We start from the raw sequence: 21,211 nt of genomic DNA, 5'->3' as shown, positions 1-21,211 counted from the left end.
ACTCAAGAGCGATCGAGACGGGGTATAAATCGATCGAGAGTTCAAGAAATTCGATCGAGATGAATTCGTTGAACAAATGGAAATTAATGGAAATAATGGCCTGAAATGCTCCGGTTTCCTTTCACCAATCTACGCACACCGCATGTCGTCTGGAATTTCAGCAATATTATCCGTTTCAACAAGAACTTTCGAATCATCCACAGAAGAAATTTATGCTTTGCACCATTCGCCCATTGCAATTTGCCCCTTACAAACATCTACTGTAATAAATGCACATTTAAGGGGTTGAACATAGTGAACAAAAAACTGAAAAAATTTGTGGATGCCCTGCCAATTCCAAAAACACTGAAACCATGGCGCACAGACAAACACGAAAACTATTATGAGATAGAGATGACGGAGTTCCGCCAAAAGATGCATCGTGATTTAAGACCGACGCGGCTGTGGGGCTACAACGGGCAGTTCCCCGGCCCTGTCATCGATGTGAAGCATGGTGAACCGGCTAAGATCAAATGGAAAAATAAACTGCCTGATAAGCACTTACTGCCAATTGACAAATCGTTTCATAACCTTGATAAACTTCCGGAAGTCCGTACTGTGACACATTTGCATGGCAGTGAGACAACACCGGAAAGTGATGGGTATCCTGAAGCGTGGTATACGAGAGACTTCAGGGATACAGGGTCTGAATTTAAAACCGATGTCTACAATTATCCTAACCAGCAACGCGGCGCCACTTTATGGTATCACGACCATGCCATGGGAATTACGAGACTGAACGTCTATGCCGGTCTGACAGGTATGTATATTATCCGGGATGAACGGGAAAAACATATGAAGCTTCCTTCAGCCAACTATGAAATCCCGCTTATCATCATGGACCGATCCTTTCATGATAACGGCGACCTGTTCTATCCTCCGCAGCCGGATGAGCCGCAGGAAAACTGGCCAAACCCGTCCATCAGACCTTTCTTTAATGGCGAAACAAACGTCGTTAACGGGAAAATTTGGCCGTATCTGGAAGTGGAACCGCGAAAATACCGATTCCGTATTCTGAATGCCGCCAACACACGCACGTATCAGCTCTATTTAGAATCGGGGCAGTCATTTTATCAAATCGGTTCTGATGGCGGTTTAATGAAAAAAACTGCCAAGCTGGACACGTTAGCAATTGACCCGGCCGAACGGTTTGATGTTATCATTGATTTTTCCAAACACGAAGGCGAAACAATCACACTGAAAAATGATCTTGGACCAGATGCCGATCCCAAAGATGAAACAGACGATGTCATGCAATTCAACGTCGATTTGCCTTTATCAAAAGAAGACAGAAGTAGAATCCCTAGCCATTTAACACGAATCCCTTCACTCAAACAAAACAGTATCAAACGCATCCGAAATTTGAAACTCGTCGGCTCAACAGATAATCTTGGCCGACCATTATTACTGCTCGATAACAAAAAGTGGCTGGACCCTGTAACAGAAACACCTGAACGCGGCTCAACCGAAGTCTGGTCATTCATCAATGTCACAGATTTCACCCACCCGATGCATATTCACCTGATTCAGTTCCAGGTGCTTGATCGCCAGCCATTTGACCTTAATCGTTATAACAAAGACGGGAAAATTGTGTTCACGGGCCCGGCAAAACCACCTGAACCGAATGAAAAAAGCTGGAAAGACACTGTGGCGGCCCCTTCCGGACAAATCACACGCGTCATCGCTAAATTCGGACCATTCACAGGTGACTATGTATGGCATTGTCATATACTAGAGCACGAAGACTATGACATGATGCGTCCAATGCGGGTGATTGACCCGGATAAGCGGGAATAAATAAGGCTGGCGATTTCCGGTAGTTTTTCCCAAAAGGATGCTGTTATCTGTTATTCGCCGGATTTTTCCTTCCGATAAAACGAATCTTATACGCTCGTATAATTCAAAAGCTTCCATGCCCATGCAGTTAAGAACGTATTTATATGTTCTTCTGCAAATAATAATCGAGCAATCTTGACAGTTATACAAATGTCAGATAAATTTGAAAAAAATATTCACTTATTATAATTCATGAAAAGGATGACAGAAAATGCGTTTTAAAACGACAGATCTATGCGATCACTATTCAAATGAACTATCTATCTGCAAGCAACCGTTTACTTCTTATGGAATGAAAAAAGCGTTCGCGGGCCCAATTTCCACTGTTAAAGTACTCGAGGATAACGTGCTTGTAGAAGAATCGCTTAAGACAATTCCAGAAGGTCATCTCCTTATTGTGGATGGCGGGGGATCCCGAGAATGTGCATTGATGGGCGATCGTCTTGCCAGCATCATTAAAAACCGCAATCTTGCGGGCGTTATTATATACGGATGCATCCGCGACTCCGCAGACATCGCCCAAATGGACGTCGGGGTTCTTGCGCTCGGAACAAGCCCTCTAAAAAGCAACAAAAAAAGAGAAGGTGAAAAAGATATAACGCTGGCATTTGGAGAAGTAGAGTGGAAACCTGGGAATTTTGCATATGCGGATGAAGACGGAATTGTTATATCAGAAAGAAAGCTGATTTAAGCTGAATATCGGACCTATCTTTTCACGAATCTTAATAATCCATCCGCCCTTAGAAAGGCAGATGGATTCCATACTTTACAACCTAACTTTCATACCACAGCACAAATCGATTTTCCGCCGTTCAGCACCCGATCTACTTCCTGGGCGATCAGCATGGCGGTTCTGGACTGCGCTTCATCAGTCAGCCCGGCAATGTGTGGTGAAAGTCTGATTGATTCGACCTGTGCAAGCGGTGCGTCCTTTTGAACCGGCTCTTTTTCCAACACATCAAGGTAAGCACCGGCGATTTGCTTCGACTTGACAGCGTCAATCAAGTCCTCTTCGTGTACAATGCCGCCTCTGGCCGAGTTGATTACATAAGCATGCGATTTCATCAATGGAAAATTATCTTTATTAAGCATATGTTTGGTTGCTTTGGTCAGGGGGACATGAACCGAAACAAAATCGGATTGTTGCAGCAGCTCATCTAGGGTATCTGCCGGCCGGACACCGGTTTCTGCCAGTATATGGTCAAACGGCGCAACAAACGGGTCATAACCCACAACATCCATGCCAAACGCCCGTGCCCGTTTCGCCACACGGTGTGAGATCTCACCCATTCCAACAAGCCCAAGTGTCCGCTTATTCAATTCATAGCCTGTGAAAAACTTACGATCCCAATTGCCCTGGCGCACATCAGCATCTGCATCCGACAATGGACGTGACGCATCAAGCATCGCCGCCATCACATATTCGGCAACGGATGTGGCATTCGCATTTTTAGCCGCAATCACCGGTATGTCCCGCTCTTTAGCCGCTTCCAGATCAATATTATCCAGCCCGACACCGAGCCGGCCGATGACGCGTGTATTTTTTGCCGCATCAAGGAATTCAGTATCAACACGCGTTTCATTGCGAACAATCAGCGCATCATATTCCGGCAGCAATTTGAGTAATTCCTCCCGTTTCCGGCCCAATTCCATATCGTAATCAACCGTATAGCCGAGCTTCCTGAGCTCCTCAATGCCATCGTCCCACATCAGTTCCGTCACAAGAATTTTCATCAGCGTACACTCCCCAAAATAATGGTCATTACCTTTAGTATCTAATTCTGATTTTTCCATAAAGTATGGAGAATTGCAATAAATTAGTGAAATAATGTACAGTTTATCGTAAAACTTTACCATAAAGAAGAGTGCAACGCCCTTACCGGCGCTGCACTCTATCAAACTTAAACCATTATACCCAACGTGTTGTAATAACTTTCTTGCGTGTGTAGAATTCAACACTATCTTTCCCGTTGGCATGCAAGTCACCATAAAAGGAATCCTTCCAGCCGGAGAATGGGAAAAATGCCATTGGCGCCGGAACACCAATATTGACACCCAGCATGCCTGCATCAATTGTTTCCCTGAATTGCCGCACACTGCCACCATCCCGTGTAAACAGGCATGATCCGTTGGCAAATGGCGATTCATTCGTAACGTCTATTGCTTCATCAAGATTCTTCACTCGAACAATGGACAATACAGGCGCAAAAATTTCATCCTGCCAAATTTTCATTTCTGTCGTTACATTATCAAAAATAGTCGGACCGACAAAATAACCTTTTTCCTGAGCACGTCCTTCATCACGGCCGTCCCGGACAAGCTTGGCTCCTTCGTTTTCACCGGTTTCAATATAACTCAGGGTCCGTTCTTTATGCTGTTCGCGAATGACAGGTCCCAAGAAGACGTCATCATCGAGCCCGTTGCCCATTGTGACGTCATTTGCCTTTTGAACGAGCTGATCAATAAATTCATCCGCAACAGATTCATCAATTGCCACCACAGAGGCTGCCATACAACGCTCACCAGCAGAACCAAATGCAGCATTCAAGATTTGAGTAGTTGCGTTATCCATATTGGCATCTTTCAATACAATCGAATGGTTCTTCGCTCCGGCGAGTGCCTGCACCCGCTTCAGGTTATCCGTGCCACGCTTATAAACATACTCTGCAACCGGCTGGGAACCTACAAATGAAATACCTTTAACATGTTTATGGTCAAGCAAACCGTTGACCACATCATGGGCGCCGTGAACAATATTGAACACCCCATCAGGTAGTCCCGCTTCTGTCAGCAGTTCTGCCAGACGATTCGCTAACAATGGTGTACGCTCAGACGGCTTCATGACAAATGTGTTTCCGGTTGCAATTGCCATTGGAAACATCCAGCACGGTACCATCATCGGAAAGTTAAATGGTGTAATACCGCCTATAACACCGATCGGATAACGATACGTCCCTGACTCAAGACCTGAGGCAATCGATGAAAGTTGGTCTCCCATCATTAAGTTCGGTGCCCCTGCAGCAAACTCCACATTTTCGATGCCGCGCTGCACCTCACCTTTAGCTTCCTTTAAATTTTTGCCGTTTTCAATTGTAATGAGTTCAGCCAGCTCATCCCAGTGATCCACTAAGAGCTGCTGATACTTGAATAAGATACGCGCACGCTTTGGAACGGCCATCTCCTTCCATTCCTGAAAAGCTTCTTGAGCGACTTTGACCGCATGATCCACATCTTCCTGGGATGATATTGGGACTTCCGCTATTGTTTCGCCGGTTGCCGGGTTTATCACGGACTCTGTTTTGTCACTCTCAGATTCTATCCATTTGCCTCCGATATAATTTTTGAGTGTTTTTACTTCTGTTTGTGAATTTGCCATTTTAATACCTCCTGAATTAATTCCTAATAGGTTGCAAATTTAATATCATTCATTTGCTTTAAACACTTTTTTAATAACAGATACGATAAAATCAAGATCATCATCTGTAGAAGATAACGGCGGACAAAGCGCCAATATATTATTATAGCCGGCAACCGTATCACCGTTTCTCCCGATAATTAAACCATTCGCTTTGCATTCACCCATTATCTTACTTACTCTCTGGTCAGTCGCCGGTTCTTTCGTTGCTTTATCTTCTACCATTTCAATTCCCATTACAAAGCCTTGATTCCGTACATCTCCTACATAGGGATGGTTTTCCAATTCTTTTAATTCATCTCTCAGCTTTTCTCCTAAAACAGCCGCCCGGTTTGTCAGGTTCTCCTCTTCCATTATCTCAATATTTTTTAACGCGACAGCACATGACGCCGGGTTCCCGCCAAATGTATTCACATGGCGAAAATGACTGTTTTCTTCCGTATCATTAAAGGCTTCATAAATATCCTTGCGAACGGCCGTAACAGATAAAGGCAAATAAGCGCTTGTCAGGCCTTTTGCCATCGTTATAATATCAGGCTTCACATCATAGTGCATATATCCGAATGTTTTACCGGTTCTTCCAAAACCACAAATCACTTCATCCATAATTAATAAGACACCGTGGCGATTACAAATTTCCTGAACCTTTTCCACATACACCGGATCAGGGATTAATACACCACCGCCAGTAATAACGGGTTCCATAATAAGACCCGCTATTGTTTCTTTCTGCTCCCAAATAATCTTTTCCTCAATTTCTTGAGCTCTTAGCAGGTTATATTCTTCAACAGATTGGTTTTCTGGTTTTCTGTAATTATCCGGCGGTGCCACATGCAGAAAGCCGGAAGTCAATGGCTCGTATTTATATTTACGAAGTGATTGTCCTGTAGCTGCTAATGCACCGAGGGAACCGCCATGATATGCCCGGTACCGGGATATGAATTTATACCGTGACGACTCACCATTTTGCTGATGATATTGCCGAGCCATTTTAAAGGCCACTTCATTGGCGTCCGAACCACTATTGGAATAAAAGATCATATACTCATCATCCAGCATTTCATTCAACTTTTCGGCGAGTTTTATAGCCGGCAGATGACTTTGGGACATGGACGTATACGACATCTCTTTCAATTGGTCATAGGCTGCTTGAGCCAATTCTTCACGGCCATAACCTACATTTACACACCACAATCCTGACATGCCATCAAGATACTCGTTCCCATTGTGGTCTGTAATCCAGGAACCCTTCGCTTCTGTTGCAATCATGGGTTCTTTCGTAGCATCCCCTTTAGACATGTGATGCCATATATTTTTCTGATCCTTTTCCACAAGTGTCTGTGACTCTTCTTTTAAAGTTTTCATTTAAACGCTCCTTTCCAAGTTGAAGTTTATAAACAGGAGTTCGCGACTTCAGATTTTACAAATTGTCCAAGCATCCATTCAAATTACTAAATGTCTTTAATCGCCCTAATAGAATATTGATTCAATTGACAGCGATTACAATTCATTTCATAATTATACTATAACCATTATTTTTAAAATTTTCATTTTACAATATGTCAAATTAACCTCGTTTTGTTTTAACAGTCTGGAGGGCGGAATAATGAGCAGCTTTAACTTGACAATCAATGATGCACTAAACAGTGATCTATTTAAAAGCGCGCGTGTTTTAGCAGGCGAAAAAGGATTAGACAAAAACATTAAATGGACACATATTATTGAAACGGACGATTTTGATGACCTACTCAACGGAGGTGAGCTGGTCCTCACAACAGGAACAGGGCTCAGCCTCGAGTCTTCACTAAACACTTATGAAAGGCTAATTGACAAACATGTTGCCGGCATCTGTATTGAAATTGGGCACCATTTCACCAAGCTCCCGGCTGAAATTAAGCAATTTGCAGATGAGCATCACTTTCCAGTCATCGCATTTGAGGAAGTTGTTAAATTTGTCGATATCACACAACATTTGCATACACATATTATTGACCAGCACCATCAAATGCTTCATGAGATTAGTGAGTTGACCCAAGCGTTTACAGAACTCTCCCTCTCACCAAATGGGATACTAAAAATCCTGCAAAAATTAAACAATCAATTTCAATCGTACGCACTGTTTATGACTGATGAAGCCAAAGCTTATTATTATCCCCCTGAAGGGAAAGCTTTTAATGAATCACTCGCTTCATACGTGCAAAATCATCGCAACGCAAATGTTTTCGAAAACATCATTACTATTGACGATAAAAAGTTTGCGCTCTCCCCTGTGAATGTTGTCGGCCAAATTTGGGATATTTATGTCTTCAGGTTACTGAAGCATCTCCAAACGAATTTTTATTTACTGTGTTAGACAGAGCAGCCATATCAATTGCACAAATTTTATTAAGAAACAGGACAATTGAAGAACGAAAATTAAATGTGGAAGATGATTTGGTGCAAAATTTATTGCTAGGAAAACCATATAACCCTGATGAACTCAAAATGATCATGCCGCCATCAAACAAACATTTATACTACAGAGTGTTTATTTGCCAGACGTATAATGCGTCTTCAAACAGCAATCATGATGCGTGGGATGAAGTAAAAGTGCAGCGGTCGATGTCAATCCGATCATTGTTTGAGCGCTATGGCTTTTATCCAGCAGTTTCCGTGAAGAAAACTGAAATCGCTGTCATTAGTTTTTTTAATGCCGACAAGCACGACAAATTTGCTGCCAATCAATTCACTGCATTAATCTCAGAATGCCCGGAGACGCTTAATCTTCATCCTCAAAACATAGGCGTCAGCGGCAACCATCAGGACACCTCCAGGTTCAGGCGAGCCTATAAGGAGGCCAATGAAGTGCTTCACCTGAACAAATATCACGATTCAGACATTGCTCTTTACGAAAACATCGGGATATACCGACTGCTTTTCCAGCTTAAGGACAATCAATTAATCGAATCATATATTGAGGATTATATTGGTCCATTGCTTAAACATGATAAGGAAATGAACGCAGAACTGCTGACGACACTTGAAACGTATTTAAAATTCAGCGAATCAAAAAAAGAAACAGCAGAGCGCTTATTCATTGTGCGTCAGACGCTCTATCACCGCCTTGATAAAATTGAAGAACTACTGGGAAACGATTACCTGGAACCGACTAACCGTCTGGCGATTGAAACGGCGATCAAAGCCTATCATTTAATGGAAGATTCAAGCCCGGAAAACTTGTTATGAATTATTTTGAATAACCAAACGCCAAGCATCAGCAGTTTAGGGGGCGTTTGGTTTTCCCCAGCATTATTACTGCCTTTACTGCAGCTATTGCTATTTGTATTCAGAGAGGATGGTACTGACCTGTCACACCATCCACAATAAAATCCTGTCCGGTCTTGTTGCTGTTGTAAACCACCCAGTAAGGCCTGTAGAATAACTGTTGTTGTTCAACCTTTACATGTGATACAGAAAGCATCCGCATTTTTAATGACAAAGACCTGTAAACAAAACTTTCGGAAATGGTCAAGCAATCTTCAAGCGCCTGAGACTCATGTATTCGCTGTTCATCTAATATTTCAACCATTTCCCATTTTGGATTAGAATCCACCAATGAACCATTTCCATTAATGGCATCTACGGCACAGCCGACTTTTTCATCTAAAGGCAGGAAAAGTCTTTTAGCTTTCACATTATAGATGAAAAAGTAATAAGGATAATAGACTATTCGATCGGCTGAAAACGTTGCATCAGGCTGTAATTTCATAAAGCTCGTCTCTATTTCCTTCTTTTCAAATTTAATAGATTGCGTTAATACTTGTTCTCTCATGACGTCAACCCTCTAAATTCAGTCTGACTCCAGAGTGTCGTTCTGGATACCCATATGCTTTGTCAAACGTTGTTGTCTGCCCTGTTTCTTTAGTACTCAGGTTTACAGCAGCTGATTCCTGGGTATTTTTATTCGTTTCAAGAAAACGGGAAATACTTTGTGCTTCAGGTGCTAAATCATCGAAAATTCCTTTTTCTAATTTCTTTGGAATTCTTTTATTCTGTTTTGCTAAGTCAAATGCATCCAAAATTGGATCTGACGGTGGTGTTCCAAACTTATTTCCAACAAGCATGGCAATCAAAGAAACCAGCACACCGGCCAGGAACGGATGTATCCCTGTCGCGTTTTGGAAGGTGAATAATTCCCACACAATGTTGGTTACTGAGCCTCCAACCATGGCACACAGCACACCAATTTTATTCGCACTTTTTGAATAAACCGAAGCAATGTAAGGCACCATGAAAGTGTTCCCCAGTACACCGAAAGCAAATACTACAAGTGCAAATACGGTTGGCGGCTCATAGACAGCCACAACAATGCCAACGATGCCCCCAACTAAAATACATAATCTGGATACCAATAACTGTTGTTTATGACTGGATTTTTTATTAATAAACCGGCTGTAAACGTCGCGAGAAAGTGTTGTCCCGGCTTGCATCAGCAAAGCATCACATGTAGACATAATGGCTGCCATAATAGCTGAGAGCAAAATTGCCGCTAATATGCCTGGAAATACCATATAAACCATCTCCGGGATGACCATTTCCGGATCGGAAACGCTAGGCATAATGATGATGGCAGACAACCCTAAGATATAAGGTGTGAACGTAAATAATTGGTTGAAGCCGGCTGACCAAAGAACAGCATTTTTTGTCGTGTCGCCGCCTTCCATCGACATATGTTTAACAGAGACGTGCGGGAGGCCCATATACCCAATTGCATAAATAAGCACTGCACCCAGGATGACACCCCATTGACCATAATAGATTAAATCCTTGCCCCAAATACTGAGGTATGTAGGATCAATCTCGGCAAGCTGCGCATTCAATCCTGATAATCCGCCTACTTGAGGCAATACCATAGCACCGATAATACTCACACCAATTAACATAATAATCCCTTGCACAAAACCACTGAAAGCAACAGCCAGAAATCCTCCGAGCACAGTATAGGCAACGATGACACCTATACCTATAACTAAAGCCATTTGGTAGGAAAAACCTGACATTGCTTCCAACGCCTTTCCAGCAGCAATAAACTGTGCAAATGCATATGCAAACAGAAATATGATCGCCACAACCGCACCATACACACGAACAGCTGTACTTTCAAACCTCTTTTCCAAATATTCCACTGGTGAAAGTGCACCTAACAGCTGTGACATTCTTCTCATTCTTTTTCCCAAAACTGACAAGTTCACAATCGATCCGCCCGCGTCACCTATTGCATACCACAGTGCATGCCAGCCCTCTTGAAATGCTTGGGCAGGCCCGCCCATGAACATGAAACCGCTCATAGAAGAGCTTTGCATACTGATGGCCGTAACCGGTGCTCCGATTTTTCGATTCCCTAATAAATAGTGATCCGCTGATGATGAGGCTTTTCTGGTAAAATATAAACCTATTCCCAGCATCGCCAGCAGATAAATGAAAAAAACGATAATGTCTAAGTTCATTGACGACTTCTTCCTTTCCAGTGATTTGTTGTGTTATTCTTCTGAATCTGCAAGTTTTTCATCCCGCCGCATTTTGAAATACATGACGAGAGCCAAGGTGACCCAAATGACTGGCCAAGGCAACATTAAAAGTGCGGTCTCCCAAGGTAGATTAAACATTGTTTCACCTCCCATACTTATTAGGTGATATTTTTAGATTCCAGAATAGATAATAGAATTGATACTGTCTATGCTTAATAGATTGAAGAAAATAGCACAATATTTATTCTTGAATTTATAAAATCAGTATTTTTAAAGCGTTTTCAATCTAATCCTGAATCTACGTTTATAGTTTTAAATCTTCAAATTTCAAACTTTAGCACGCATTTCTATCTTTCAAATTGAAAAGATGATAAAGTACTCTGATCGTAATTTGCGTCAAATTAAAATATAGTCTGACGTGTAAACTATAAAAAGTGATCTACTCAACGGTATTAAATGCTACTGACGACATTGGTAGATTGATGCTTTCAATCACTTTTTCCTATAAATAAATTCTCCATCAACCATTGTCCATTCCACCTGTGCTTCAAGTAAATCATCTGTTTTTTGCATTAATTAAAGAACGGTCAAAGAGTACCATATCAGCTAACTTTCCATGTTCAATACTACCTTTTAATTCTTCTTGAACGATGCATATACACCGTTGATAGTATACATACGAATAGCTTCAAGCAAAGATATTCTTTGGTTTTCGCCAAAAAACTGTCCTAATTGTAAACCTCCATACCCGTACCCATTCACCTTTAAAGATTTCTTTCGCTTTTCTCTTTTAAGTCGTCCAGAAGGTCTCCAATGATGTTGACATGTCCTTTTTAACAGTCGTATTCATAAAATACCATCTTCCAACAATATATAATATCGAACTACCCACCGGCATGAAGCAATTTCATAATCTTTTATGATAAAGTTTTACTACCATACTGCGCTAAGCGCAATATATTACTTATTTCTTAAAACCTCAAGCACCATACTTGCTACAAAAGCACCTCTAACAGCAATATCGTCTGTATTAATATATTCCTTACCTGGCTGATGCGCGAAATCTCCACTCATTCCCATACCATCAAGAGTTGGAGAGCCAACAGACGCAGTGAAATTACCGTCAGTTCCCGCTCTTCCTACAAATCCTTCCATCTCCAAATCAAACTTTTTTCCAACCTTTTTGGCACTCTCATAAAGGGCTTTGTGAGCAGGATCTTTTTCATTAAAAGGCGGTTTTTCTATCCCCCCCTTAGTTCTTATTTTTACCTCGGAGTTATATGGCTTTAGATTTTGAAACTGGGAATCGAACTCTTTTGCGATTTCGGCTGATGAAAATCTGGCATCTATGGTAAGCTCTCCAACACCTGGTACAGTGGGCCAGCCAGCATTACCGCTATTTAAGCTAGTACAGGCGATTGTTACACCCTTTTCCAGATCAGTGAAGCTTTCCAGGTAAATAGCCTGCTGTGCCAGTTCTTTTAACCCACTTTCAGCTTTTTCGGGTTCTTGACCGGAATGCGCTGGCTTCCCCTCTGCAACAAATGTATAGTTCCCCCGAGCATAGCGTCCGATTGTCAAAAGACCAGAATAATCTCCAAAAGTGGGCTCCATAACAAAGGAAGCTTTGCTCTTTTTCGCTAACTCTTTATAATGCATGTGTGATGAGGGGCTTCCAGCTTCTTCATCAGAAGTTAACAAAAATACAATTTTTTTGTTTTCAGGTAACATGCCAAGCTCCTTTAGTGCTTTTGCAACCATAAAAACCTGTACATTTCCACCCTTCATATCAAATGCACCTGGCCCCCATACTTTCGTACCTTCTTGTTCCCACATGGTCCCAAATGCTCCCTTTTCATACACAGTATCATAGTGACCCACAAAAAGAACCTGTTCATCACCCTCTCCTAATTCCATTAGAAGATGGTCCCCATAACGACCGTCGTTACTTGGCACAATATTGCATTTAAAACCTATTTTTGAAAAACTTCTTTCAAAATAATCCCTGCATTTTTTAAGATCTTCCTTATTACCTTCAGTCGGTGATTCTAAAGTCACGGCTTCCTTTAACATTTCCATAAATTCATCAATATGTTTTTCCATAAATTCTAAAAGCATTTTTTCTTCTGACATTAAACTCTCTCCCTCTTTAGAATAGTTCTGGCACATTAACTTGGGTTAGGCGACAAGAGTTTCCTTTCCTTACTTGGTGAGTTTTTATTTCTATCAGAGTAAATTATTAGTTTCCGTTCTACTACAAAATATTGAAAGACGTAGCTTTTCATTCATAACATTGGAAGCTGATCTTTTCCGAACATTGTAATATGAAGATGAAACCAATAGAGGTACATTTTATAGAGCCTTCTCTTCATTTGCTTCCTGCGTTCCTTCTTCCTCATTTTTAAATGCTGTTAGCGCTTTATCAAATCTGTCAACTACTTTTTCATTTCTTGGAGCAGTAGCTAAACTGACCGCTATAAACAGCACGATATTAAGTGCAAGTCCCCACATCGCAGGATTAAGACCCAACGGGCTGTTTAAACCAGGTATAAAAGTCAAGATCAACGTTATACCAACGCCACCAACTAACCCAAAAATTGCACCATTAGCGTTAGACCTTTTCCAAAAAAGAGCTCCCAATGTCGGAACAATAAGCTGTGCTGTCCCTCCAAAAGCGACTAGTCCTATCGTAACAAGAACTCCTGGAACAAATAGTGCCATGAAGTAAGCTATGATAGAGAAGATAAGGATGGCGTACCTCGAAACTTTTGTCAGTTTTTTATCTGAAGCTTTGGGGTTATTATATCTTTGATAAAAATCCTTTGTAATAACAGTTGAAACTGCATGAATTTGACTATTGGATGTAGACATTGCCGCTGCTGCTCCCCCAGCTAAAATCAATGCACCCAAGGCCAATGGCATGTATTCCGTAACCATAATTGGTAAAACTTGGTCTGCATTTTGAATTCCAGGCATCTCCAAAACGCCTGTCCAGCTTATTAAAACAGAACCTAAATAAGTAACTGCTACGAGGGCTATTAAAAATGGCATCAAATTAAATAGCTGACCATCCTTGACTGCATACATACGCAACCAAAGTTGAGGTCCCATAAGAGCACCAAGTGCAGTGACAATACACAAAGAAATCCATGATGAAAATCCAGCTGTTCCATCTGGACCAGGCAGGGTCAGGAACTCCGGATGCAAACGCTGCATTTCACTAAACATGGAAACCGGTCCTCCTACTGCGTTGGATATATAAATACCACTGAAAAGTAAACCAAAAAATAAAATTGCGCCATATATAATATCCGTCCAGGCTATCGCTCTAATACCACCAACCCAAACGTATACAATTATAACTGCGTAAAATAGAAATGCCGCCAACCAAAAAGGAATAACCCCTCCTGAAGCAACTTCTATAAGATAGGCGCCTCCAGTTAATTGAATCTGTAAATAAGGGATTGTGAAAATAGTGACAACTGCTCCGACAATAATTCGAACTTTTTCATTATCGTAAAAGTCACCCATGAAATCGGAAGGCGTAACATAATCAAATTTTTTCCCCAGATACCATACTCTTTTTCCAACTATGTAGTACAGATACCCAAAAAGAATATTCCATGCAAAGGCGGTTAAATATACTGGTCCTTCCGTATAAAATGAAGCATTCGAACCTAAAAAAGCAAATGAACTCCACCATGTAGCTGCAACAGTAAAAAAAGCAGCCACAGAGCCCATATTTCTGCCTTGAATAAAAAAGTCACTGCTCGAATTGTTTGATCTGGCAGCTGCTATAAAGCCAACTACCAATGGAATAAATAAAAATAGAAAAATAATAAATACTCCGACTGACATAAGTGTACCTCCCATTAAAACATTAAACTACCGAATAGATTTTTTCTTTCCCCATTTTTTTATGTAAGCAATCAGAAAAATAATTGTGCAGAACAGCCACCAAAATAATACCCAAAAAACTAAAAAAGGCAGCCCCAAAAATACTGGTTCAATATTGTTGGCCAATAATACAATTGGTGTTTCTAACATAATTAATCCAATGATGACTGCTGCGTGAAAAAACACCGTACTTTTCTTATTTTTCATAATTTATCCCCTTCCTTAAATGAATAAGATGTAAATATGAAATGCCGTCTTCACCTATAAGATTGATTGGCACCATCAAAAAAATTATATTTACTCTGGTCAATGTATGTTGTAAGGCGTTTCCAAACTTAAAGTTTAGTGTTCTAATCTCATTCATAAGTAATGCTTAATGACTTAACCATAAAACCGTTTCCAACATAACATTTACACCTTTTTCACAGTCTTTCCATGTGGTCAGCTCATCTTCAGAATGACTCTTGCCATTCACACTTGGAACAAAAATCATTCCGGTTGGTATATAATTTGCGATAAATTGGGCGTCGTGCCCGGCTCCGCTTACCATTCGTTTGTATGGATATTTTAATGAAGCAGTTGATTGTTCCATTGATTCAACTACATTTTCATCGAACCATACTGTATTCCTATCCCATAACCTGGTTGTTTTCACATTACAACCTTCACTATTCACCATTTCAGAAATCTCTTTTATAACTTTCTCCACCTGCTTAATTGTTTGTGTGTCTTGATGTCTTGCCTCAATAGTGAAGGAAACTTTATTCGGAATCACTGTGTGTATGTTCGGCTGCACATTCATTCGTCCTACTGTATAAACAAGCGCAGGATCTAAATTTTGGAATTTCTCCCGGATTGTTGTGATTAAATTATTCGTCGCAAATAATGCATCTTTTCGTCTATGCATAGGTGTCGTACCGGCGTGATCAGACTCACCTGTCACTTCAATGTCATAACAAACCATTCCCATCACACCTTCCACGACACCTATGCTTAAAGACTCCTCTTCAAGAACAGGACCTTGTTCCACATGTATTTCTATAAATGCTTCAGCTTCCTTTAATCGATTTTTTTCTTCTCCTGCATACCCAATGGAATTTAACGCCTCTTCAAATGTAACGCCTTTAGAATCAGTTTTGTTCATCATATCAGTTTTATCAAACTTCCCTGAAAGGATTCCAGAGGACATCATTGAAGGTTCAAATCTTGCACCTTCCTCATTTGTAAAATTCACAACCATAACAGAAATCCGAGGTTTAATACCATGATCCACCATCGTACGAACGACTTCCAAACCTGCTAAGACACCTAAGACCCCGTCAAAACGGCCTCCTTTCTTCACGGAATCCAAATGAGAACCAATAACGACTGGGGGCTTTTCGTTTTCTATCCCTTCTAAAATGGCATATATATTACCTAAATCATCTGTTTTCACTACCATTCCCAACTCTTCACAGCATTTTTCGAAATGGTTCCTTGCTTGTTTATCCTCTTCTGTTAAGGCTAAACGCGTTACACCATTATTGTCCGTACGGCCAAAATCAGCAAACTTTTCTAACGTATCTTGCAAGCGTTCGCCATTGATAAGTACTTTTTGTTGTTTTATCTTTAAACACCCTCTCATTCGTATTGTATCCGTTTACATATAAGTATGAACATTAAAATTGTTTTTAGCATTAGACACATTGTTCAGAATTGCCGATTTAATTTTGACATTTTGTTACCATTTACTAAATATGTTATTTCGGGAGTCCTTAAACCAGATCGCTTTTATTAATTCAATTTAAAGAATGATTTTGATGTCGAAGCACTATAAAACCGATCGGGCAGTCCAACTTCTTTTCAGCATATTTATCCTTACCTTCCATAAAAAACTGCCCTGAAAGTCATATTTAATGACGTCAGGACAGTTTTTTATAAGGGTTTAGTCATTTCCTATTAACTTTTTTCAGCTGCACAAGCATTTTTCAGGCCATATGTTAAATCTGATGCAACCATCAGGCTAATCAAACTTAATTGCCACATTCTTCACCTGTGTATAATTGTATAAAGCTATCCAGCCTTTTTCGCGTCCGAACCCGCTTTTCTTGTAACCGCCGAACGGCATTTGGACCCCGCCGCCGGCACCATAATTATTAATGAAAACCTGGCCTGAATCGATACGGCTCATTAATAAATGGGCTTTATTGATGTCTCTGGTCCAAATGCCTGTAACAAGACCATAGTCAGTACTGTTAGCCATTTCAATCGCTTCTTCCTCATCTTTGAAAGTAAACACAGACAGAACCGGGCCAAAGATTTCTTCTTGTGCAGCCTTGCTGTCAAGCGGCAGGTTATCAATAACAGTTGGCTCCAGATAACACGCGTTTTCGTAATGTTCATATGTCACGCGTCTACCGCCGGTCAGCACTGTGCTTTCTCGCTCTGCCAATGAAATAAATTCCATAATCCGATCAAATTGTTTTTGATTTAAAATCGGGCCAAGGTCATGATCATCCAGTGCAGGTCCGACCGATAGTGTTTTAAAGCGATCAACTAACTTATCCAAAAATGTTTCCTTGAACGATTCTTCAATCAACAATCTTGAACCGGCCGAACATGTCTGGCCGGCATTCTGTATAATAGCTTTCACAACACCCTCGACCGCTTTATCGATATCACAATCCGAAAACACAATGTTTGGTGATTTGCCTCCTAGCTCAAGCGTTACAGGCACTACATTCGAGGTGGCAGCATTCGCAACAGCCGTTCCTGTTCCGACTGAGCCTGTAAATGTTAAATGATTGATCAGCGGATGAGATGATAGAGTTGCCCCTGCTTCATACCCGTAACCCGTCACATGATTAAAGACACCTTTTGGCAAGCTTGTCTGATCAAAGTATTCAGCTATTTTGGTTGCAGTTAATGGCGTGTCTTCTGCGCTTTTAACGACAACCGTATTGCCCATCGCTATCGCTGCAGCCACGCTCCGCGATAATATTTGAATCGGATAATTCCACGGTACTATATGGGCTGTTACACCAATTGGTTCCCGGATCACATAATCAATCAACCCATCCTCGATTGGTATCGTGTCACCCATCACTTTATCAGCGGCACCGCCGTAAAATTCAAAATATCTGATTGCCGCATCGATATCAGCATAGCCCTGCGTCAATGGTTTGCCGACATCCATCGATTCCAGCCTTGCCAACTCATCCCGATTTTCTTTAATTTGTGCTGCTACGCCAAACAGGATTCGTCCTCGTTCGAAGGGCTTAACACGGCGCCATTCGGCACTGCGAAACGTATCTTTAGCCGCTTTGACCGCTCTATCGACATCATCCTCTTTTCCCCGGGGGATCGTTGTCATCGTTTCTCCGGTGGACGGATTATTGACATTTATGGTTCCTTTATCGTGACCGTCTTCCCATTTTCCATTAATATACATTTTTAATGCTTCCATCGAAATGCCTCCTCAAACATCAAATATTCCTTCCCCCGTCAACATGAAAGACACTTCCGGTTACCATACCAGCGCCTTCTGATAATAAAAATTTAACAGAACTTGCGATATCCTCAGGTTTTAAAAGCCGTCCGAGCGGCACACTATCTTTGAAAACCGTCTCTTTCATTTTTTCAATGTCAGCACCCTCCTTGGCAAATTGACCAAGCATGTTCGTGTCACTCGGACCGGGGTGAAGAAGGTTCACGTTAATCCGGTTGTCTGCCAACTCTATTGCCAATGCTTTCGTAAACGATTCAACTGCTCCTTTGGAAGCGACATATGACTGCAAACCGGGCCTCGGTCTGGTCACTGAAACCGAGCCGATATTGACAATCGAACCGCCTCCTTGTTCCTTCATATAACCGGCAGCTTCCCGGCAGGTTAAAAATGTCATCGTTAAATTAATATCGATAATTTTATACCATTCTTTCAAATCAACTTGCTCAATTGGGGTCGAGTTCTGGGCAATGCCGGCCGCATTAACAAGCCCGTCAATTTTGCCAAACGTTTCTTTTGCTTTACTGAAAACAGTTTTTACTTTTTCTTCATCAAGCAGATTCCCTTCGATTCCAATGAATTGATCAACGCCTTTGAGTTCCTCAAGCGACGCAATATTCAAGTCACAGCCGACAACATTCGCATTTTCCTTGAGGAGTGTTTCAACAACTGCTTTTCCCATTCCGCCGCCGGCTCCGGCAACGACAATGGTTTTATCTTTAAATGTCATGTTATTCCCACCTTGTTATCATGCAAAATTTGTACTAACGCATCCCCTGTTTCTTCGGTACTGGCTGATCCGCCAATATCCTCCGTCACTTTGGATTTGTCGGATAAAAGTTTTTCAATCGCCTTTAGAATATGGTCGTGTAAATCGGTTCGGCCTAAATGATCAAGCAATAGTGCAAGTGACCAAATTTGAGCAATTGGGTTAGCCAAACCTTTGCCCGCTATGTCAGGAGCTGACCCATGAACCGGTTCGAACATGGACGGGTACTCGCCGCTTGGATTGATGTTTGCTGAAGGCGAGATACCAAGCCCCCAGCAACAGCGGAGCCCAAGTCCGATAATATATCACCGAACAAGTTTGAAGCCAATACAACCTGAAATTCCTCCGGTTGCTGGACAAATTTTGCTGCTAAAGCATCAACATAAACTTTTTCGTACTCTATATCGCTGTTAGTTCCCGCTATTTTACCGACTTCTTTATCCCAGAATTTCATTGTATGTGTGATTGCATTGGATTTTGTTGCACTGGTGACTTTACTGTAATGATGCTTACGGGCATATTCAAAAGCAAACTCGGCAATATTCTTTATTCCGTGCTTTGTGAAAATTGCATTTTGAATGGCCATTTCTTTTTCCTGACCCTGAAACATCAAACCGCCTGAATTTGAATATTCGCCCTCTGAATTTTCACGTAAAATAACAAAATCGATCTCCCCGCTGCGTGAATCGGCCAGCGGACTGCTGATGCCTTTAAGCTGTTTAACAGGACGGAAGTTGACATACTGTTCAAAAGTTTTGCGAATCGGCATAATCAGCTCCCATACTGTGACATCGTCCGGAATCCGGTTATCACCAATTGCACCGAATAAGATAGCATCATAGTTTTTTAGCTTTTCAAGACCGTCTTCCGGGAGCATACGACCGTGCTGTAAATAATAATCACTGCTCCAGTCAAATACATCGTAATCCACGTCAAGCGCATAATCGGATTCCAGCGTTTCCAATACCTTTACAGCTTGTTTCATCACTTCTTTTCCAATCCCGTCCCCCGGGATAATTGCAATTTTACCGGCCATTGTTGTTACCTTCCTCATTTAAGAAATTTAAGGCAGCCTGGCGATAAATTTCAGTTGTCTCGCCCAGTTCGCGGATATCCACATATTCATTAATATGGTGCGGCACTTCTCTGTCGCCGGCCCCGATTGTGACAATAGGCACGCCATGAATATGCAGAAAGGTGCCGTCTGTTGCACCCGGAACACCGTTGTATTCAGGTTCTTTATTCAATGTTTTTTTCACAGCTTCATGAACAGCTCCCACAACTGGCTCTGTTTGATCTGTTTCTGTGGCAGGACGATTTTCAATCACTTCATACTGGACATCAAAGTCTTTATCTTCTTCCTTCAAATTTTTAAAGATATTTTCAATTTTTTCGATGAGAACATCATGGTCCTGCGAAGGGATGGTTCTAATGTCCAATGTTGTCATCGCTTTTTCCGGAATGACATTAATCTGCGCATCTCCTGTAACGGGTGCCTTAACAATCGTTGGCGTGATGCTTGGCCATTTTAAATAAGGATGTTCCCCGTGCGTCTTCTGCTCTTCTTTCTCCAGTGCTTCCAGCGCCGTAATTATTTTAGCCAGCCGCCAATTCGGATTAATGCCGCTCCAGGAAATAGCACCATGAGCCATCTTGCCGTTCACGGTAATTCGAATTCTCAGGGCACCGCGCTGTGCGACACAGATCTGGTTCTCTTCAGGCTCACAGATAATTGCTCCATCAACATCATCGGCCCATCCTTGCTCAATGAAATGCTTGATGCCGATCATCATTCTTTCTTCATCAACCGGAATACATAAGAGAATTTTACCGTTGAATTCCGCTTTATCTTCAAGAATGGATTGGGTAGCCGTAATCATACATGCCAAATTGCCTTTTGTATCATTTGTTCCTCTTCCATACATCCGCCCGTCGACTATTTCTGCTCCAAACGGATCGTATTTCCAGCTTCCCCGGTCACCTTCTGTCACAACATCTGTATGACCTTCAAATATGAGTGTTTTCCCCGGTTTTCCGGAATCAATCACACCGATTACATTCGGTCTGCCGGGTTCTACTTCTTCAACATATACGTCAATCCCCAGGTCACGTAAATAATTGGCTGTAAAGTTGGCAACCTTTTCCTCATTGCCTTCCGGGTCTTCCGGTCGATAGACACTCGGTATTTGAACAAGCTTCTGCGTTAATGCAACAGCCCTTTCATAATCCCTTTTTAATCGGTCTGTTTTGGTTAAATTCATGAT

General features: G+C 41.5%; 17 protein-coding genes and 1 pseudogene. 4 read left to right on the top strand and 14 right to left on the bottom strand.

The window, feature by feature from the left end; genetic code table 11:
• The first annotated feature begins 294 nt into the window (after positions 1 to 294).
• A complete protein-coding gene (locus AOX59_RS17400) occupies positions 295 to 1,836 on the top strand; it encodes a multicopper oxidase family protein (RefSeq protein WP_068447438.1) in 1,542 nt (513 codons plus the stop codon).
• Positions 1,837 to 2,086: 250 nt separating this feature from the next.
• Positions 2,087 to 2,566: a ribonuclease E activity regulator RraA gene (rraA, locus tag AOX59_RS17395; protein ID WP_068447436.1), complete on the top strand. Its 480-nt coding sequence runs from the start codon at positions 2,087 to 2,089 to the stop codon at positions 2,564 to 2,566.
• 89 nt (positions 2,567 to 2,655) lie between these two features.
• Here rraA and AOX59_RS17390 read toward each other — a convergent pair whose 3' ends face one another.
• From AOX59_RS17390 to AOX59_RS17380, 3 genes are all read right to left on the bottom strand, one after another.
• Entirely contained in the window at positions 2,656 to 3,609 is a 954-nt protein-coding gene (locus AOX59_RS17390) for a hydroxyacid dehydrogenase (protein ID WP_068447434.1), read from the bottom strand.
• 175 nt (positions 3,610 to 3,784) lie between these two features.
• Complete coding sequence (locus AOX59_RS17385; RefSeq protein ID WP_068447432.1) at positions 3,785 to 5,251, bottom strand: CoA-acylating methylmalonate-semialdehyde dehydrogenase; 1,467 nt, start codon at positions 5,249 to 5,251, stop codon at positions 3,785 to 3,787.
• 45 nt (positions 5,252 to 5,296) lie between these two features.
• Positions 5,297 to 6,655 carry an aspartate aminotransferase family protein gene (locus AOX59_RS17380; protein WP_068447430.1) on the bottom strand — a complete coding sequence of 453 codons (1,359 nt, stop codon included), beginning with the start codon at positions 6,653 to 6,655 and terminating at the stop codon, positions 5,297 to 5,299.
• Between the two features lie 241 nt (positions 6,656 to 6,896).
• Here AOX59_RS17380 and AOX59_RS17375 point away from each other — a divergent pair, with 241 nt between their 5' ends.
• Positions 6,897 to 7,643 (top strand): PucR family transcriptional regulator ligand-binding domain-containing protein, encoded by a 747-nt coding sequence (locus AOX59_RS17375; RefSeq protein WP_068447428.1) that lies wholly within the window; start codon positions 6,897 to 6,899, stop codon positions 7,641 to 7,643.
• Positions 7,637 to 8,515, top strand: a complete 879-nt coding sequence (locus AOX59_RS17370; RefSeq protein ID WP_068447426.1) for a PucR family transcriptional regulator — start codon at positions 7,637 to 7,639, stop codon at positions 8,513 to 8,515. The genes AOX59_RS17375 and AOX59_RS17370 overlap by 7 nt, the downstream gene beginning before the upstream one ends.
• Positions 8,516 to 8,615: 100 nt before the next feature.
• Here the strand turns inward: AOX59_RS17370 and AOX59_RS17365 are convergent, their stop codons facing one another.
• From AOX59_RS17365 to AOX59_RS17320, 11 genes and pseudogenes are all read right to left on the bottom strand, one after another.
• Entirely contained in the window at positions 8,616 to 9,101 is a 486-nt protein-coding gene (locus tag AOX59_RS17365) for a hypothetical protein (RefSeq protein WP_068447424.1), read from the bottom strand.
• A gap of 4 nt (positions 9,102 to 9,105) precedes the next feature.
• Entirely contained in the window at positions 9,106 to 10,776 is a 1,671-nt protein-coding gene (locus AOX59_RS17360) for a sodium/proline symporter (protein WP_068447422.1), read from the bottom strand.
• A gap of 33 nt (positions 10,777 to 10,809) precedes the next feature.
• Positions 10,810 to 10,935, bottom strand: a complete 126-nt coding sequence (locus AOX59_RS20520) for a hypothetical protein (RefSeq protein WP_257720695.1) — start codon at positions 10,933 to 10,935, stop codon at positions 10,810 to 10,812.
• 822 nt (positions 10,936 to 11,757) lie between these two features.
• A complete protein-coding gene (locus AOX59_RS17355) occupies positions 11,758 to 12,930 on the bottom strand; it encodes a M20/M25/M40 family metallo-hydrolase (protein ID WP_068447420.1) in 1,173 nt (390 codons plus the stop codon).
• Between the two features lie 219 nt (positions 12,931 to 13,149).
• Entirely contained in the window at positions 13,150 to 14,655 is a 1,506-nt protein-coding gene (locus AOX59_RS17350) for a sodium:solute symporter family protein (RefSeq protein ID WP_068447418.1), read from the bottom strand.
• A 27-nt stretch (positions 14,656 to 14,682) separates the two neighbouring features.
• Positions 14,683 to 14,901 (bottom strand): DUF3311 domain-containing protein, encoded by a 219-nt coding sequence (locus AOX59_RS17345; protein WP_068447416.1) that lies wholly within the window; start codon positions 14,899 to 14,901, stop codon positions 14,683 to 14,685.
• 166 nt (positions 14,902 to 15,067) lie between these two features.
• On the bottom strand, positions 15,068 to 16,300 hold the full coding sequence (locus AOX59_RS17340; RefSeq protein ID WP_068448434.1) for a Zn-dependent hydrolase: 1,233 nt from the start codon (positions 16,298 to 16,300) through the stop codon (positions 15,068 to 15,070).
• A gap of 396 nt (positions 16,301 to 16,696) precedes the next feature.
• Positions 16,697 to 18,139, bottom strand: coding sequence for an aldehyde dehydrogenase family protein (locus AOX59_RS17335; protein WP_068447414.1), 1,443 nt, complete (start codon positions 18,137 to 18,139; stop codon positions 16,697 to 16,699).
• 19 nt (positions 18,140 to 18,158) lie between these two features.
• Positions 18,159 to 18,908 carry an SDR family NAD(P)-dependent oxidoreductase gene (locus tag AOX59_RS17330; protein WP_068447412.1) on the bottom strand — a complete coding sequence of 250 codons (750 nt, stop codon included), beginning with the start codon at positions 18,906 to 18,908 and terminating at the stop codon, positions 18,159 to 18,161.
• Positions 18,905 to 19,983: pseudogene (locus AOX59_RS17325) on the bottom strand (tartrate dehydrogenase). The gene AOX59_RS17330 and the pseudogene AOX59_RS17325 overlap by 4 nt, the downstream one beginning before the upstream one ends.
• A complete protein-coding gene (locus tag AOX59_RS17320) occupies positions 19,973 to 21,208 on the bottom strand; it encodes a M20 family metallopeptidase (protein ID WP_068447410.1) in 1,236 nt (411 codons plus the stop codon). The pseudogene AOX59_RS17325 and the gene AOX59_RS17320 overlap by 11 nt, the downstream one beginning before the upstream one ends.
• Positions 21,209 to 21,211: the final 3 nt, after the last annotated feature.

Origin of the sequence: Lentibacillus amyloliquefaciens, assembly GCF_001307805.1 — a bacterium.
Lineage (GTDB): Bacteria > Bacillota > Bacilli > Bacillales > Amphibacillaceae > Lentibacillus > Lentibacillus amyloliquefaciens.
The sequence above is the reverse complement of the archived record's forward strand: the minus strand, read 5'-3'. Positions and strand labels throughout refer to the sequence as shown.